The sequence below is a fragment of the Gordonia sp. (in: high G+C Gram-positive bacteria) genome (assembly GCF_047602025.1).
GTDB lineage: Bacteria > Actinomycetota > Actinomycetes > Mycobacteriales > Mycobacteriaceae > Gordonia.
Window position 1 is genome coordinate 40535 of record NZ_JASGII010000001.1, and the last position, 15748, is coordinate 56282.

Here is a 15748-nt window from a genome sequence, read left to right on the forward strand (position 1 = left end):
GGTCGAATCCGTGCCCACCGCATTGATCACCGGCGCCAGCCGCGGCCTCGGCGCCGCCATCGCCCGCGCGCTCGCACCGACGCACGCCCTGATCCTCGGCGGCCGACCGTCGGCCGAGCTCGACCGGCTCGCCGCCGAACTCGGGGCGTCGACCTTCCCGGTGGAGCTGACCGACTACGACGCCGTCGCAGCGGCCGCCGCCGAGATCACCGAACTCGACGTCCTCGTACACAACGCCGGCGTCGCATCGGGCCTGCGGCCGGTGGCCTCGACGCCGGTGTCCGAATGGCAGCACGTGCTCGAGGTCAACCTCGTCGCCGCGGCCGAACTGACCCGACTGCTGCTGCCCTCGCTCCGCGCGACGGGTGGGCACGTCGTGTTCATCAACTCGGGCGCCGGGATGCGGGCCAACCCGGGCTGGGCGTCGTACGCGGCGAGCAAGTTCGGGCTGCGCGCGCTGGCCGACGCCCTGCGCCTGGAAGAACCCGGGCTGCGGGTGACGTCGATCTTCCCCGGGCGCATCGACACCGACATGCAGCGCGAGATCGTCGCCATCGAGGGCGACGAGTACGACCCGTCGAAATTCCTGGATCCGGCGACGGTGGCCGCCGCCGTCGCGACCGCGGTGAACACCCCGGCCGACGCACATCCGGCCGAGGTGGTGCTGCGGCCGACGGGCCGTCGGGCTTAGACCTGCTTGAGGTCGGTGGCGGGATCCCAGACGGCGCGCATCGACTTGATCTTGCCCTCGTCGTTGAAGACCATGATGTCGACCGGCTGGATCTCGAAGCCCGAGTCGCCCGCCTTGGTGAAGAGGTGGAACTCGAAGACCGCGGTGTCGCCGACGACCTTCTTCCACTTGAGCGTGGCCTTGTGCTCGTCGAGGTTGGTGATGAGGCCGTAGAACTCGACCAGCTGCTCGCGGGTGTTCTTCAGCTCGGCGCCGATCGGGTCCTCGACGGTCGCGCCCTCGGCGTAGAGGTCGGCGATCTGTTCGGGGGTGCCGTCGGTCAGCAGGTCGATGTAGGAATCAACGACGCTGTTGATCTTCGCGGTCAGGTCGGCATCGGCCATGGCAGGTGTTCTCCTCGAATGACAAAACTAGAACAGGTTCTAGTCACCGTAGCAGTGCAATGGTGTTTGCTAGGTACGTTCGTGGTTATCAGCAGCAGGAGGGAGGGTCCGATGTCGGTCGCTGAGCCTTCCCCGCCGTCCGGCTGGACCCCACCGAATATCGAAGCGGCCGGTCCGCCCGGCAAAGGGTCTCGATACACCGGCTCCTCCGTCGCCGGCACTCGACCACCGCCCACGGCCCTGCCCGAACCGCAGCCCGTCGTCGACTACGGGCTGCGCGCGCACAAGCCCGGCGTGATCCCGCTGCGCCCGCTCAAGACCTCCGACGTCATCAGCGGCACGTTCTCGGTGCTGATCGGCAACGTCCGCATCGTCGCGCTCGCCTGGGTGGCGGTGTGGCTGCCGCTCCTTCTGCTGGACCTCGGCTGCTACCTGATCAACAAGAGCAGCGTCGTCCTCGTCTCAAGCGTCGCGGCGGTGATCGGGGCGGTGGCGCTGACCGGCCTGCTGGCCGCGCCGCTGCACGCGCGGGCCCTCGGTCACGCCCTGTCCCCGCGCGACGCACTCCGCGTCGCCGGTCAGCGACTCGGCCCGCTGCTCGTCCTCGACGTCCTCAGCGCGGTCGTCCTCGCCGGTCCCGCGATCCTGGCGGCCCTGCTCGCCGAGAAGCTCGCCGACGCGACGCGGTTCGGGCCCCTGCCCCTGCTCCAGCCGCTGTTGTTCGCCGTCTTGCTGGTGCCGGTCCTCGCACTCGCGCTACCCCTGCTCCTGGCGCAAGTCGTCGTCGTGGTCGAGGGCCAACCACTCGGCCGGTCGCTGCCGCGCGCCTTCGGCCTCGCCGGACGATCCGCCGCGCACCTCGTCTGGCCGGTGTTCGTCGCTTCTCTACTGCTGGCCACCCTCGGCTGGGCGGTGTGGGCCCTGCTGGGCATCTGGCTCCCCCACTTCAGCGGACTGCTCGGTGCCGCGATCGTCTCGCTCCTGGTTCCCGGGTTCGCCGTCCTGGCCTACCTCGCCGCCCGTATCCGGACCGAGGCCCTCGACGTCGAACTGCTCGCCGCAGAGGTCGCGCCGTGATCGACCCCGACAACCCCACCGCGCGCACCTGGATCCTCGACGAGCTGTCCAAGGACCGGTACAAGCCGCCGACGCAACACAACGAGCCGACCAGGGAGCGCAGCCACTCGTTCGACTGGCTCACACGACTGCTCGACGGCGGATTCGCGAAGACCGTCGGCATCATCCTGCTGGTCCTGCTCGTCGCGGGGGCGGCGTACATCGCCTACCGGGTGTACCGCGAGACCCGGCCGAACCACCTGAGCGACGACGAGGCGGGCGGCCCCGGCGCCGTCCTCGGCGGCATCGTCGGCACCCAGGAACAGTTCCGCGAGGCGGCCGCGACCGCACTCGCCGCCGGCGATTACAACGGCGCCGTTCTCAACGCCATGCGCGCCATCGCCCAGACCGCCTCCGACCGCACCCTCCTGCTCGGCGCGCAGTCGGCCACCGCGCACGACATCGCCCGACGACTCCGCCACGTCTTCGGCGACTACACGATGGCGCTGCACTCGGCCGCCGACGCCTTCGACGCCGTCGCGTACGGGGGCCGCCAGGCCAGTCCGGAAGCGGCCGCCGCACTCGTGCGCCTCGACACCGACCTGCGCGACGCCAAGCCCGCCGGCTTCGTCGACGACGAACTGGCCGAGATGTCCCTGCCCCTGCTGCCCCCGGTGCACCGATGAGCACCCCGACCGCGGCACCGCCGGCCACTCCGCCCGTGCCGCCACCGGGCAGCGGCACCAACCGGTCCGTCGGGCTGATCGTCGGTGTGCTGCTGCTCGTCGTCGGGTTGATTGCGGCCGTGGCCGTCGTGTCGATCATCAGCAACGGCGGCGGTGGGTCGACGTCCAAGGGCAACACCCGACCCGGCGACCCCGCCAACTACACCTCCGACGGCAACGGTGCTCTCGCCGAGACGCTCAAGACGCACGGGGTCAAGGTCTCGGTCGGCCGCAGCCAGCGCGAGGTGCGCGACCTGCCCGACGCCTCGTCGTCGACGGTGGTCGTCGTGTCCGCGGCCTCGCAGGCGTCGAAGAGCACGTCGCGCCTCCTGCGGGACAAGTCGGAGCACGCCAAGCGCGTCGTCCTGCTGAGCCCGAGCACCGATGTGCTGACGGCCTGGGGGGTCGACGCCCTCGTGCAGTTCACCCTCGCCAGCGGCGTCGGGCCGGCGAACTGCTCGGTGGCCGGTATCGCGCGCACCGACCGCGCCGGTGACACCGACTACCTGCTGCGCACCTACGACGACTCGAAGAACTGCTTCGGCACCGCCCTCACCGCGCCCGTGGCCGTCTTCCCCGCGACGACGTATCGACCCGAGATCGTCGTCCTGCCGCAGACGTGGTTCACCAACGACAAGATCACCGTCGCCGACCACGCCGGCATCGGTCTGCGCGTGCTCGGCGCGGGCGAGCAGATCACCTGGTTCGCCGCCGACCCCACCGACCTGAACAACGACGAGCCGACCAAGAAGAAGCAGGACAACAAGCTCAAGCCCGACGTACCCCGGTGGATCCGGCCGATGATCGCGCTCGGCCTGATCGTCCTGCTCGCCCTGATGTTCTGGCGCGGCCGCCGCTTCGGCCAACTCGTCGCCGAACCGCTGCCCGCCGTCGTCAAGGCCGCCGAGACCACCGAGGCCCGCGGTCGGCTGTACCAGGCCTCCGGCGACGCCCAGCGTGCCGCCGCCCAGCTGCGTGAGCGCGCGCTGCGCACCATTCCGCGCCGCCTCGGCGTCTCCCGCCACGCGCCCGTCGACGAGATCGTCGCCGCCGTCAGCCGGGCCACCGGCCGTCCCATCGCCGACGTGCACGCACTCCTCGTCGGGCCGCTGCCCGTCGACGACGCCGGCCTCGTCCAGTTCGCCACCAACCTGTCCACCCTTGAAGAGGAAGTCCGACCCGCACTATGACGAAACAGAACAACGACTCCGATAAGGCCCGCGCCGCCCTCGCCGCCGTGCGCGGCGAGGTCGCCAAGACCGTCGTCGGGCAGGACTCCGCCGTCGCCGGCATCCTGATCGCACTGCTCTGCCGCGGCCACATCCTCCTCGAGGGCGTGCCCGGCGTCGCCAAGACGCTGCTCGTCCGCTCGGTCGCGGCGGCGCTCGACGTCGACACCAAGCGCGTCCAATTCACCCCCGACCTCATGCCGGGCGACGTCACCGGTTCGCTCGTCTTCGACAACGCGACGTCGGAGTTCACCTTCCGCGAGGGCCCGGTCTTCACCAACCTGCTGCTCGCCGACGAGATCAACCGCACGCCTCCCAAGACCCAGGCGTCGCTGCTGGAGGCGATGGAGGAGCACCAGGTCTCCATTGACGGCGTCCCGCGCGCGTTGCCCGAGCCGTTCGTCGTCGCCGCGACGCAGAACCCGGTCGAGTACGAGGGCACCTATCCGCTGCCCGAGGCCCAGCTGGACCGCTTCCTCCTCAAGGTGACGCTGCCCCTGCCGCCGCGCGACGACGAGATCTCGATCCTCTCGCGGCACGCCGCGGGCTTCGACCCGCGCAACCTCGCGGGCGCCGGCATGCGGCCGGTGGCCTCGCCTGCCGACATCGCCGCCGGTGTCGCCGCGGTCCGCCAGGTGTCCGTCGCCCCGGCCGTGCTCGCCTACATCGTCGACATCGCCCGCGCGACGCGGATGTCGCCGTCGCTGTCGCTGGGCGTCAGCCCCCGCGGCGCCACCGCCCTGCTCGCCACCAGCCGGGCGTGGGCCTGGCTGTCCGGCCGTGACTTCGTGACCCCCGACGACGTAAAGGCGCTCGCCCAGTCGACCCTGGCGCACCGTCTCGGGATGCGGCCGGAGGCCGAGCTCGAAGGGGTCTCCGTCTCGGCCGTCCTCGACGCCGCCATCAACTCCGTACCCGTCCCGCGCTGATGTTCGTCACCGGCCGCTTCGTCTTCCTCGTCGTGCTCGGCGCCATCCCGGTGCTGATCTGGCCGACGGGGTGGACGGTGGCGGCCTGGGCGCTGTTCGCCGCCGCCGTGGGGCTACTCGACGTCGCGCTCGCTGGCCCGACGTCGGCGCTGCAGGTGACGCGCGGCAAGACCGACCCGATCCGACTCGGCGAGCACACGGCGACGCGGCTGTCGGTGATCAACACGTCCGGGCGCCGCTATCGGGGTCGCCTGCGCGACGCGTGGCAGCCGTCCGCCGGCGCCGGTGCCACCGATCAGCCGCTGCGCCACGAGGCCCGCGATCCCGGCTTCTTCGCCGACCTCGCCGACTGGTGGGAGCAGCTGCGGCTGGACTGGTCCGGCGACCCCGCGCCGCCCGGCCGCTACAGCAACCGCAAGGACCTCTCGGTCGCGCCGGGGGAGCGGCAATACCTCGACGTCGGGCTGCGGCCGTCGCGCCGCGGTGACCGGCTCGCCATCCGCGTCACCCTGCGCCGCAACGGGCCGCTCGGGTTGGCCGGCCGCCAGCGTTCGTCCTTCCTGCCGGGGTCCGTCCGGGCGCTGCCCGCCTTCGACTCCCGCAAGCACCTCCCGTCGCGGCTGGCCTCGCTGCGCCAGCTCGACGGTCGGTCCGCGGTCCGCACCCGCGGTCAGGGCACCGAGTTCGACTCGCTGCGCGACTACGTCGAGGGCGACGACGTGCGGTCGATCGACTGGCGCGCGACGGCTCGGCGACGGTCGACGGTCGTGCGGACGTGGCAGCCCGAGCGCGACCGTCACGTCGTGATCCTGCTCGACACCTCGCGCACCTCGGCCGGGCGCATCGGCGACGTGCCGCGACTGGATGCCGCGATGGATGCGGCGCTGCTGCTCGCCGCGCTCGCCTCGCACGCGGGCGACCGCGTCGATTTCATCGCGGGTGACCGGGTGATCCACCAGAAGGTGCGCGCCACCCGACGGGTGAACCTGCTCAACGAGATGGTCACCGCGATGGTGCCGCTCGAACCGGCGCTGCTGGAAGCCGACTGGGGTCTACTCGGCGCGGAGATCGCGCGGACCGTCGGGCAGCGGGCGCTGGTCGTCTTGCTGACCCCGTTGGAGCCGGCGGCGATCGCCGAGTCGTTGCTGCCGACGCTGGCCGTGTTGTCTCAGCGCTACCAGATCGTCATCGCGTCGGTCTCCGACCCGTCGCTCGACGACATGCTGGCCGACCGCGGCGACTCGGCGTCGGCCTACCGCGCCGCGGCGTCGGCCCGCACGCTCACCCAGCGCGAGGAGACCGCCGCCGTTTTGGCGCGCCTCGGTGTCGCCGTCATCGATCGCTCGCCGGAGGACCTCCCGCCGGCCCTGGCCGACCACTATCTGTCGTTGAAGTCGCGCGGGTTGTTGTAGTCCTGCTGAGATTCCTCCCCTGGTGACACCTCAAGGGAAGATTGCCATCCGTTGGTCGGCAGGGGAGAAATCTCAGAAGACTCAGGCCGCGACCGGCGCCTGCGAGCCGCGGTCGACCTCGTCCTCCAGGTCGCCGGTCGCACCGTCGCGGTAGGCCTTGCGCCCGAGGATGAAGACATAGGCGAGGAAGCCGAGCCAGGCGGCCAGGCCGATGCCGACGCGGATGAACGTCGGCAGTGGCGACGGCGTCACGAACGCCTCGATGATTCCCGAGATCAGCAGCAGCACGACCAGGCCGAGACCGAGCGACATCGCGGTGCGCCCCTCGGTGGCCAGGGCCTGCGACCTGGTGCGATGGCCGGGAGCCACCCACGTCCAGAACAGCTTCAAACCGATCCCGCTGGCGACGAACAGGCACGTCAGCTCCAGCAGGCCGTGCGGGAGGATCAGGCCGAAGAAGACGTCGGCGCGGCCCTTGTCGATCATCACGGCGGCCACCTGCGCGATCGACAGCACGTTCTCGTAGAGCACCCACACCACCGGGAAGAAGAAGATGCCGAACGCCAGCGCCAACAGTGCCAGGCGGAAGTTGTTGGTCCACACCTGGAAGGCGAAGTACTGCGCCTGGTGGCTGGAGTAGTAGTTGGCGAATTCCTGGTCGACGTACTGCTGGCCGCCGACCCGCTGGAACAACCACGCCATCGTGTTGGGGTGCTGCAGCGACCACGCGACGACGATCGTCATCAGCAGGAAGGAGCCGATCATGATCGGCATCCACCACCAGCGCAGTCGGTAGAACCCCGCCGGGAGGGTGCGCGTCAGGTACGTCGCGACGGTGGACCAGGTGAACGGGCGGGCGCCGGTGGCGCGGAACCGGGCGCGCGCGACGAGCGTCGACAGGTACTCGACCGTCTGCGCGTCGGGACTGGTCGAGCGAATGACCGACAGGTGCGTGGCCGCGCGTTGGTACAGGTCGAGCAGCTCGTCGGACTCGGCGCCGGTCAGCTGTCGCGTCTTGACCAGGTCGTCGAGGCGGTTCCACTCGGCCCGGTGTGCGTCGAGATAGGCGTCCAGGTCCACCCCGTCACCTTAGCCATGGGGCGACGCCGGTGTCGGCCGGTCGAATCTCCCCTAGAGTCGTGGGCATGTCCCGCCCCGTCGTGCCCGGCCCGTATCCGGCGCCCCGCCCGGTGCTGCGGCCGCTGCCGCCGCCGGTCAATCCGGCGCACAGCGGCACGCGCGGGGTCGGCCGCGACGACTTCGTCTCCGGCGAGGCCGTCGCCCTCGACCTGCCGCCGGGCAACATCGGGCTGCGGATCCTGTCCGGGCTGATCGACTGCGTGCTCGGATGGGCGCTGTTCTTCTTCGGCATCCTCGCGTTCGTCCGGCTGCTCAGCAGCGTGCGGATCGACGGCGCGCTGGCCGGCGGCCTGGTGATCCTGTGGAGCGTCATCGTCTTCATGCTGTTGCCGACGGCGGTCGAGACGCTGACGCGCGGCAAGACCCTCGGGCACTGGGTGTGCGGGTTGCGGACCGTGAACGACGACGCCGCGCCGATCACGGTGCGGCAGGCCTTCGCGCGGGCGCTGGTCGGCATCCCCGAGATGTACCTGTCCTACGGCATACCCGCCGTGATCACCGCGGCGATCAACCCGAAGCACAAGCGGCTCGGCGACCTCGTCGCCGGCACGTATGTGATCCGGGACCGCGCGTCGATTCCGACGGCGAACCATGCGGTCATGCCGCCGGAACTGGCCGAATGGGCGTCGACCGTGGACCTCGCGCCGTTACCGCCGACCCTCGCCAACAGCATCCGCGGGTACCTGCTGCGGTTCTCGACGTACACGCCGCAGGTGCAGGCGGTGACCGGGCAGAATCTGGTCAACCACGCGCTGCGGTTCGTCTCGCCGCCACCGCCGCCGGCTCCGCCGGAACGGGTGCTCGCGGCGATCGCCGCCGAGCGGTACAGCCGCGACTCGGCCCGGATCGGCCGCGATCAGAAGCTGCGCGCGGCGCTCTTCGGGTAGTCGGTCAGCGCAGGTCGGCGCTGGACTTGCCCAGGATGCGGCGGGCGATGATCAGCTGCTGGATCTGCTGGGTGCCCTCGAAGATGTCGAGGATCTTCGCGTCGCGCGCCCACTTCTCGAGGAGCGTCGTCTCGCCGAAGCCGACCGTCGCACCGACCTCGACGGCCTTGTTGGTGATGTCGTTGACGGTGCGGCCGGCCTTGGCCTTCGACATCGACGCCTCGACCGAGTTCGGCTCGCGGTTGTCCATCATCCACGCGGCGCGCAGGGTCAGCAGCCAGCTGGCCTCCCAGTCCGACTCCAGGCGGAGGAACTCGGCGACGGCGGCGTGCTGCACGGCGGCCGGCTTGTCGTAGTCGATCTCGTGGCCGGCCTCTTCGATCAGGCGGCGCATCTCCTCGAGGGCGGCACGACCGACGCCGACGGCCATCGCGGCGACAACCGGGCGGGTGTTGTCGAAGGTCTGCATGACCCCGCCGAAGCCCTTCTTGGTGTCGATCTCCGGCGAGCCGAGGAGGTTCTCCTTGGGGACGCGCACGTTGTCGAACACGACGACCGCGGTGTCGGAGGCCTTGATGCCGAGCTTGTGCTCGAGGCGGGGCACGCTGACGCCGGGGGCGTCGAGCGGCACGACGAACGACTTGATCGCGGCACGGCCGACCGAGCGGTCCAGGGTCGCCCACACGACGACGTGGTCAGCGCGGGAGCCGGCGGTGACGAAGATCTTCTCGCCGTTGATGACGTAGTCGTCGCCGTCGAGGGTGGCCGTCGTGGTGACCGCGGCCGAGTCCGAGCCGAAGGACGGTTCGGTGATCGCCATGGCGGCCCACACGTCGCCGAAGCGCTCCAGCTGCTCGGGGGTGGCGACCGCGGCGATGGCGGCGTTGCCCAGGCCGCGGCCCGGGATCGACAGCATCAGCGCGACGTCGCCCCAGCTCATCTCGGCGCCGGTGATGACGCCGCGCATGTTGGCGCCGTTGACGGTGTCGCCCGACGCCGGCTTGTCGCCGCTCTCGGCCTTGTCGCGCTCGGCGGCCTGCTTGGCCAGCTTGGCGAACTCGTCGAGTTCGACGGGGTACTCGTGCTCGGCCTTGTCGTACTTGCGCGAGATCGGGCGGAAGATGTGCTCGGCGGCAAGGTGTGCCTGCTCAGCGGCGGAGGTCAGCTTCTCCGGGAGCTCGGTGTTGATAGCCATGGCCGATACCTTACTCGGCGGTAAGGTTCTCCGTCCAGTGGGTCTCGCGCGATGGGATTGTCGTCGCGCGCCGCCAATCGTGACCGCGCGACGACAATCCACACTCGGGAGCGTTCGAGCACCTCGGAGCGATGGAACCAACCGGCGTTCCAATTGCGTCTAAGGAGCATGTACCCACTGGATCAGTACGGCCTCGTCCGACGCCAAGCGGCGCTGGCGGACGACTTCTCAGACCACGAACTGCGGGCGGCGGTGAGGTCCGGGGATCTCATCCGACTTACCCCGGGAGTGTTCGTGCCGCGCAGCGACAGCTTCGACGGCGCTCGTGGCGCCGACCGGCTGTACCGCTTGCGCTCGATCGCGGTTGCGACGTCGGAACCGAGTGGTGGCTACCCGCTGAGCCACGCTTCAGCCGCGGCGATTCACGACCTCCCGCTGCTTCGTCCCGATAGGAAGCGGGTGCACCTCACGAGTGGCCACGGCAGCGGGGGCAACATCACCGCAGACCGGCACCTCCACTCGTCGTTATTGGGTGCGGCGGACGTGACTGTCGTCGACGGGGTGTCGGTGACCACGCTTGCCCGGACCGCGGTGGACGTGGCGACGTCGGGTCGGTTCGCCCAGGCGCTGACGGCTTTCGACAGCGCGCTGCGGGCCGATGTGGACCGCGAGCTGCTGGCCGCCGCGCTGACCGGTCGACGTTATGGAGTGCGGGCCGCTCGCCGGGGTCTGCAGTACGCGCACAAGGACGCTGAGAGCGTCGGTGAATCCTGGAGTCGGGCTCAGATGATCGATGCGGGCCTGCCGGGACCCGTCTTGCAACGCGAGTTCCGTTGCCCGAGCGGCAAGTACCGCTGCGACTTCTGTTGGGGCGACAGGCTGATCGGCGAATTCGACGGTGCGGTCAAGTACGGTCGACTGCTCCGGCCGGGCGAGAGCGTCAGCGACGCCGTACTGCGGGAGAAGCGTCGCGAGGACGAGTTGCGTGCACTGGGGTTCATGGTGGTGCGGTGGACGTGGGATGACCTCGCGAAGGGCGCGCTTCCCGGGCTCTTGCGCCCCTGGTTGGTGCGACTCGACCTGATGGCGGCCTAGTCCCGCGTGTGGATTGTCATCACGCGGGCCCAATCGTCAACGCGCGACGACAATCCCCTCGCGTGAGTCAGGCGTCGAGGGCGCCGGCGAACTGGCTCTGGTACAGCCGGTAGTACGCGCCCTTGGCGGCCAACAGCTCGTCGTGCGTGCCCTGCTCGACGATCCGGCCGTGCTCCATGACGACGATGGTGTCGGCGTCGCGGATCGTCGACAGCCGGTGGGCGATCACGAAGGACGTCCGGTCGGTGCGCAGGGTGGCCATCGCCTGCTGGATCAGCAACTCGGTGCGGGTGTCGACCGAGCTGGTCGCCTCGTCGAGGATGAGGATCGTCGGCTTGGCCAGGAAGGCGCGGGCGATCGTGATGAGCTGGCGCTCACCGGCGCTGACGCCGCCGCCCTCCTCGTCGATGACGGTGTCGTAGCCGTCGGGCAGGGTCCGGACGAAGTGGTCGACGTGGCTGGCGCGCGCCGCCGCCATCACCTCGTCGCGGGTGGCCGTCGGGTTTCCGTAGGCGATGTTGTCGAAGATCGTGCCGCCGAACAGCCACGAGTCCTGCAGCACCATGCCGGTGCGCGACCGCAGATCGCGGCGGGTCATCGCCCGGGTGTCGACGCCGTCGAGGGTGATCGACCCCTCGTCGACGTCGTAGAACCGCATGATCAGGTTGACCAGCGTCGTCTTCCCGGCGCCGGTCGGGCCGACGATCGCGACGAGGTGGCCGGGCTGGGCGAGCAGCGACAGTTCCTCGATCAACGGCACGTCGTCGGTGTAGCGGAACGACACGTTTGAGAATTCGATGCGGCCGTCGTCGACGTCGGGGGTGTCCGGCGCCGACGGGTCGGTGACCTCTTCCTCGGCGTCGAGGATGTCGAAGATCCGCTCGGCCGAGGCCACACCCGACTGCATCAGGTTGAACATCGCGCCGATCTGCGTGAGCGGCTGGGTGAACTGGCGCGAGTACTGGATGAAGGCCTGCACCTCGCCCAGGCTCAGCGACCCCGACGCCACCCGCAGCCCGCCGACGACGGCGACCACGACGTAGTTCACGTTGCCGAGGAAGGTGATCGCCGGCATGACCATCCCGGAGATGAACTGGGCGCGCCAGCTGGCGTCGTAGAGCTTCTCGTTGCGCTCGTCGAAGGCCTCGACGGTCTGGCGCTGCCGGCCGAACACGGTCACCAGCTCGTGCCCGGTGAACGCCTCCTCGATCTGCCCGTTGAGCTTGCCCGTCGACGACCACTGCGCCAGGAAGTGCGGCTTGGAGCGCTTGGCGATGAGCGCGGTCGCGATACCGGCGGCGGGGATCGTCAACAGCGCGATGAGCGACAGCAGCGGCGAGATCCACACCATCATCACCAGGATGCCGATGACCGTCAGCACCGAGTTGAGGAACTGGCTGATGGTCTGCTGCAGCGTCTGCGACAGGTTGTCCAGGTCGTTGGTGACGCGGCTGAGCAGGTCGCCGCGCTGCTGCTCGTCGTAGTAGCGCAGCGGCAGCCGGTGGATCTTGTTCTCGACGTCGGCGCGCAGCCGCGTGATCGTCCCGACGACCACGATGTTCAGCAGGTACGACGCCAACCAGGCCAGCAGGCTGGCCGCCAGGTACAGCGCGAGGACGATCCCGAGGACGCGGGCGACGGCGGAGAAGTCGACGCCGACGCCGGGGGTGAGGTTCATCGACGCGACCATGTCGGCGAAGGTGCCCTGCCCGCGGGCGCGCAGTCCCTCGACGGCCTGCGCCTTGCTGATCCCGGCCGGCAACCGCGCGCCGATGACGCCGTTGAAGATGAGGTCGGTCGCGTGGCCGAGGATGCGCGGTGCCACCGACGTCGCGATCACCGAGCCGACGATCGCGGCCACGACCACGACCATCGCCAAGCGGTAGCGCAGCAGCAGTCGCAGCAGGCGCTTGATCGACGGGCCGAAGGACTTCGCCTTCTCCACCGGCGGCCCGCCCATCATGGGGCCGCCGGCGCCGCGTCCGCGCGGCCCGGTCATGACGCGCCTCCCGTGACCGCCAACTGCGATTCGGCGATCTCGGCGTAGGTCGGGCAGGTGGCGAGCAGCTCGTCGTGCTTGCCGCGGCCGACAATCTGCCCGCGGTCCAGGACGATGATCTGGTCGGCTCCCGCGATCGTCGAGATGCGCTGGGCCACGACGATGACCGTCGCGTCGCGGGTCGCCGGCGCGAGTGCGGCGCGCAGGCGCGCATCGGTGGCGACGTCGAGCGCGGAGAAGGCGTCGTCGAAGAGGTAGACCGACGGTTTGCGGACCAGGGCGCGGGCGATGGCCAGTCGTTGGCGCTGACCGCCGGAGACGGTGGTGCCGCCCTGGGCGACCGGGGTGTCCAGGCCCTCGGGCATCGCGGAGACGAAGTCCTCGGCCTGCGCGATCCGCAGTGCCTCCCACAGCTCCTCGTCGGAGGCGTCCTCCTTGGCGAAGCGCAGGTTCGACGCGACGGTGCCGGAGAACAGGTAGGGCCGCTGCGGCACGAAGCCGATCTCCTCGCGCAGGACGTCGGGGTCGAGCTGGTGCACGGGGGTCCCGCCGACGCTGACGGTGCCGGCGGTCGTGTCGATGAGGCGCGGGATGAGCGAGAGCAGCGTCGACTTGCCCGACCCGGTCGAGCCGACGATCGCCGTCGTCGTCCCGGGGCGGCAGTCGAAGGTGAGGTCGCTGATGACCGGTTGGTCGGCGCCCGGGTAGGCGAACGCCGCGCCGTCGAAGGCGACGGTCGCCGGGTCGCCGCGGAACCCGGTGGGATCGGCGGGCGGCTCGACGCTGGTGCGGGTGTCGAGGACCTCGGTGATGCGCTCGGCGCAGACGGCCGCGCGCGGGGCCATCATCGCCAGGAACGACGCCATCATCACGGCCATCATGATCTGCATGACGTAGGTCATCATCGCGGTCAGCGCGCCGATCTCCATGCCCTTCGCGACGATCTGGTGGCCGCCGACCCAGATGATCGCGACCATCGTGACGTTGGTGATCACCTGCACGATCGGGAACATCAGCGCGAACACGCGGCCGACGCGCAGCGACGTGTCGGCGAGATCGGTGTTGGCGACGCCGAAGCGGGCGATCTCCTCTGGCTCGCGGACGAAGGCGCGCACCACGCGGATGCCGGTGATCTGCTCGCGCAGCACCCGGTTGACCGCGTCGATGCGTTCCTGCATCGACCGGAACGCGGGCACCATGCGGCCGATCATCAGTGCCATGAACAGGCCGAGCAGCGGCACCGCGATCGCCAGGATGTACCACATGCCGGGGGCGACGCGGATGCCCATGATGATGCCGCCGATCGACATGATTGGGGCCATCACGACGAGGGTGACGCTCATCGACGCGAGCATCTGCACCTGCTGAACGTCGTTGGTCGTGCGGGTGATGAGCGACGGTGCGCCGAAGCGGTTGTACTCGCGCTGGGAGAACGAATTTACCCGGTGCGCGAGGTCGTGGCGGATGTCGCGGCCGACGCCCATTGCCGCGCGAGCACCGAAGTAGACGGCGGTCACGCTCGCCAGGATCTGGGCCAGCGTGATCGCCAGCATGATGCCGCCGGTGCGCATGATGTAGCCGGTGTCGCCGCGCGCGATGCCGAAGTCGATGATGTCGGCGTTGAGCGTTGGGAGGTACAGCATTGCCGCCGTCGAGATCAGCTGCAGGACCACGACGAGCAGCAGGTTGCGCTTGTACCCGGCGAGGTAGCGGCGCAGCAGGCTGATCAGCACCCCGCCGACGGTACTGGTCGATCAGGGTGTGCGCCACAAGGTTTCAGATCGCTACCTGCTGAAACCGGGCATACCCGGCAACGTCAGTTCTGAACCAGCCGGACGAGTGTCCCGTCGTGGTCGACGAGGTAGCCGATCCGCATGCCGCTGGCCTCCACCGTCGGCGGGTGCAGGCGCGGGAATCCGCGACGGGCTTCCGGAATACCGGCGGCCGCGGCGACCCGATAGAAGTCGTCCAGGTCGTCGAGTCGCAGGCAGCAGCTGAACGAGCTGGTCGACGGGTCGAGATCCGGGAAGCCGAAGAACTCGAGGGTGAGTCCACCGCGCCGCAGGATCATCCAGCCGCCCGCCTTGTAGACCGTCGCGAACCCGAGTCGCCGGTAGAACTCCTCCGACGCGTCGAAGTCCCGAGCCGGCAGGTTCGGTGTCGCGAAGTCGGCCAACGCGCGAGGCCTACTTACCCTTGGTGGTCTTCAGCGCGACCGCGGCCTCGCCGGTGTAGACGAGGAAGGTGAAGGACTCGATGAAGTACAGGTTCACGACGTCCGCGTCGTGCGAGTCGTAGCCGATCGAAACGTCCTGGCCGATCGTCATCTCGAAGTCGCCGCCGCGGGTGGAGATGACGTAGGCGTCGTCGAGGGCGGGCGCCCACAGGATGTCGCCGTCGACCAGCTGGCGCTGCAGGTGCTGGCGCACCGGGTAGCCGTGGTCGGTCTCCTCGCTGATCGAGTTGTAGATCTTGGTCGACGCGACCATCGAGTACGGACGGTCCACCGACTCGAGCTTCAGCGCCGAGAGGGCCTCGGCGAGCGCCTCGGGGTAGTCGGCGACGGAAGCGGGCAGCTTGATCGGGCCGAGCGCCTTGGACCCGATGCCGTCGATGCCGGCGGCGGCGTAGCCCTCGAAGATCGCGCGGTCCTCGGCGAGCGCGAGGTCGCGGGCGGCGTCGCGGACCGGGTCCCAGTCGGAGTCCTTGGCACCGCGGTCGACGTTGTCGATGGCCTCGCGGCTCAGCGTGAACGGCACCTTCAGTTCGACGAGCGACTGGGTGTCGCGCAGCGACGCGTGGATGCCGTCGCTGGGCGAATCGATCTTGTGCACCCGGCCGGTGCCGACCGACGACGCCTCCAGGCCCAGCGGCCCGACGACGTCGACGAGGCGTCGGCCGGCGACGTTGCGCTTGAAGGACCGCGACGCCTCCTCCTCGATCTCCTCCCACGCGGCAGCAGAGATCGGAGCGAGTTCGCGGTGCAGGTTGTTCATGGTTCTCCTCG

Annotated in this window: 15 protein-coding genes; 8 read left to right on the top strand and 7 right to left on the bottom strand. The window is 69.9% G+C overall.

Annotated features, from left to right (window positions below; genetic code table 11):
- Positions 1-10 precede the first annotated feature (10 nt).
- Entirely contained in the window at positions 11-691 is a 681-nt protein-coding gene (locus QM728_RS00200; RefSeq protein WP_415030039.1) for an SDR family oxidoreductase, read from the top strand.
- On the opposite strand, the gene QM728_RS00205 is transcribed toward QM728_RS00200, so the two are convergent.
- The gene (locus tag QM728_RS00205; RefSeq protein WP_415030040.1) at positions 688-1074 is read right to left on the bottom strand and encodes a nuclear transport factor 2 family protein; all 387 of its coding nucleotides are present in this window, start codon (positions 1072-1074) and stop codon (positions 688-690) included. The two genes, QM728_RS00200 and QM728_RS00205, sit on opposite strands and share 4 nt — an antisense overlap.
- A 111-nt stretch (positions 1075-1185) precedes the next feature.
- On the opposite strand from QM728_RS00205, the gene QM728_RS00210 reads away from it, so the two are divergent.
- The 5 genes from QM728_RS00210 to QM728_RS00230 are packed head-to-tail and all read left to right on the top strand — an operon-like array spanning position 1186 to position 6425.
- Entirely contained in the window at positions 1186-2151 is a 966-nt protein-coding gene (locus QM728_RS00210; RefSeq protein WP_415030041.1) for a hypothetical protein, read from the top strand.
- Complete coding sequence (locus tag QM728_RS00215) at positions 2148-2816, top strand: DUF4129 domain-containing protein (protein ID WP_415030042.1); 669 nt, start codon at positions 2148-2150, stop codon at positions 2814-2816. The genes QM728_RS00210 and QM728_RS00215 overlap by 4 nt, the downstream gene beginning before the upstream one ends.
- Complete coding sequence (locus QM728_RS00220; protein ID WP_415030043.1) at positions 2813-4045, top strand: DUF4350 domain-containing protein; 1233 nt, start codon at positions 2813-2815, stop codon at positions 4043-4045. Before QM728_RS00215 ends, QM728_RS00220 begins: the two co-directional genes overlap by 4 nt.
- Positions 4042-5013, top strand: coding sequence for an AAA family ATPase (locus QM728_RS00225; protein ID WP_415030044.1), 972 nt, complete (start codon positions 4042-4044; stop codon positions 5011-5013). Before QM728_RS00220 ends, QM728_RS00225 begins: the two co-directional genes overlap by 4 nt.
- Positions 5013-6425 carry a DUF58 domain-containing protein gene (locus tag QM728_RS00230; RefSeq protein WP_415030045.1) on the top strand — a complete coding sequence of 471 codons (1413 nt, stop codon included), beginning with the start codon at positions 5013-5015 and terminating at the stop codon, positions 6423-6425. The genes QM728_RS00225 and QM728_RS00230 overlap by 1 nt, the downstream gene beginning before the upstream one ends.
- An 81-nt stretch (positions 6426-6506) precedes the next feature.
- Here QM728_RS00230 and QM728_RS00235 read toward each other — a convergent pair whose 3' ends face one another.
- Positions 6507-7505 (bottom strand): stage II sporulation protein M, encoded by a 999-nt coding sequence (locus QM728_RS00235; protein ID WP_415030046.1) that lies wholly within the window; start codon positions 7503-7505, stop codon positions 6507-6509.
- Between the two features lie 65 nt (positions 7506-7570).
- Here QM728_RS00235 and QM728_RS00240 point away from each other — a divergent pair, with 65 nt between their 5' ends.
- Entirely contained in the window at positions 7571-8452 is an 882-nt protein-coding gene (locus tag QM728_RS00240; protein WP_415030047.1) for an RDD family protein, read from the top strand.
- A gap of 4 nt (positions 8453-8456) precedes the next feature.
- On the opposite strand, the gene QM728_RS00245 is transcribed toward QM728_RS00240, so the two are convergent.
- Positions 8457-9647: an acyl-CoA dehydrogenase family protein gene (locus tag QM728_RS00245; protein ID WP_415030048.1), complete on the bottom strand. Its 1191-nt coding sequence runs from the start codon at positions 9645-9647 to the stop codon at positions 8457-8459.
- Positions 9648-9815: 168 nt separating this feature from the next.
- On the opposite strand from QM728_RS00245, the gene QM728_RS00250 reads away from it, so the two are divergent.
- Positions 9816-10742 carry a hypothetical protein gene (locus QM728_RS00250; protein WP_415030049.1) on the top strand — a complete coding sequence of 309 codons (927 nt, stop codon included), beginning with the start codon at positions 9816-9818 and terminating at the stop codon, positions 10740-10742.
- Between the two features lie 67 nt (positions 10743-10809).
- Here the strand turns inward: QM728_RS00250 and QM728_RS00255 are convergent, their stop codons facing one another.
- From QM728_RS00255 to QM728_RS00270, 4 genes are all read right to left on the bottom strand, one after another.
- Positions 10810-12741, bottom strand: a complete 1932-nt coding sequence (locus QM728_RS00255; RefSeq protein ID WP_415030050.1) for an ABC transporter ATP-binding protein — start codon at positions 12739-12741, stop codon at positions 10810-10812.
- The gene (locus QM728_RS00260; RefSeq protein ID WP_415030051.1) at positions 12738-14474 is read right to left on the bottom strand and encodes an ABC transporter ATP-binding protein; all 1737 of its coding nucleotides are present in this window, start codon (positions 14472-14474) and stop codon (positions 12738-12740) included. The genes QM728_RS00255 and QM728_RS00260 overlap by 4 nt, the downstream gene beginning before the upstream one ends.
- 83 nt (positions 14475-14557) lie before the next feature.
- Entirely contained in the window at positions 14558-14917 is a 360-nt protein-coding gene (locus tag QM728_RS00265) for a bleomycin resistance protein (RefSeq protein WP_415030052.1), read from the bottom strand.
- A 10-nt stretch (positions 14918-14927) separates the two neighbouring features.
- Positions 14928-15737, bottom strand: coding sequence for a family 1 encapsulin nanocompartment shell protein (locus tag QM728_RS00270; RefSeq protein ID WP_415030053.1), 810 nt, complete (start codon positions 15735-15737; stop codon positions 14928-14930).
- Positions 15738-15748 lie beyond the last annotated feature (11 nt).

What these genes read in the sequence shown, in the direction of transcription:
- QM728_RS00240 (WP_415030047.1), top strand. Translation starts at nt 7,571, where the DNA reads ATGTCCCGCCCCGTCGTGCCCGGCCCGTATCCGGCGCCCCGCCCGGTG.
- QM728_RS00205 (WP_415030040.1), bottom strand. Translation starts at nt 1,074, where the DNA reads ATGGCCGATGCCGACCTGACCGCGAAGATCAACAGCGTCGTTGATTCC.
- QM728_RS00255 (WP_415030050.1), bottom strand. Translation starts at nt 12,741, where the DNA reads ATGACCGGGCCGCGCGGACGCGGCGCCGGCGGCCCCATGATGGGCGGG.
- QM728_RS00250 (WP_415030049.1), top strand. Translation starts at nt 9,816, where the DNA reads ATGTACCCACTGGATCAGTACGGCCTCGTCCGACGCCAAGCGGCGCTG.
- QM728_RS00270 (WP_415030053.1), bottom strand. Translation starts at nt 15,737, where the DNA reads ATGAACAACCTGCACCGCGAACTCGCTCCGATCTCTGCTGCCGCGTGG.
- QM728_RS00210 (WP_415030041.1), top strand. Translation starts at nt 1,186, where the DNA reads ATGTCGGTCGCTGAGCCTTCCCCGCCGTCCGGCTGGACCCCACCGAAT.
- QM728_RS00230 (WP_415030045.1), top strand. Translation starts at nt 5,013, where the DNA reads ATGTTCGTCACCGGCCGCTTCGTCTTCCTCGTCGTGCTCGGCGCCATC.
- QM728_RS00245 (WP_415030048.1), bottom strand. Translation starts at nt 9,647, where the DNA reads ATGGCTATCAACACCGAGCTCCCGGAGAAGCTGACCTCCGCCGCTGAG.
- QM728_RS00220 (WP_415030043.1), top strand. Translation starts at nt 2,813, where the DNA reads ATGAGCACCCCGACCGCGGCACCGCCGGCCACTCCGCCCGTGCCGCCA.
- QM728_RS00225 (WP_415030044.1), top strand. Translation starts at nt 4,042, where the DNA reads ATGACGAAACAGAACAACGACTCCGATAAGGCCCGCGCCGCCCTCGCC.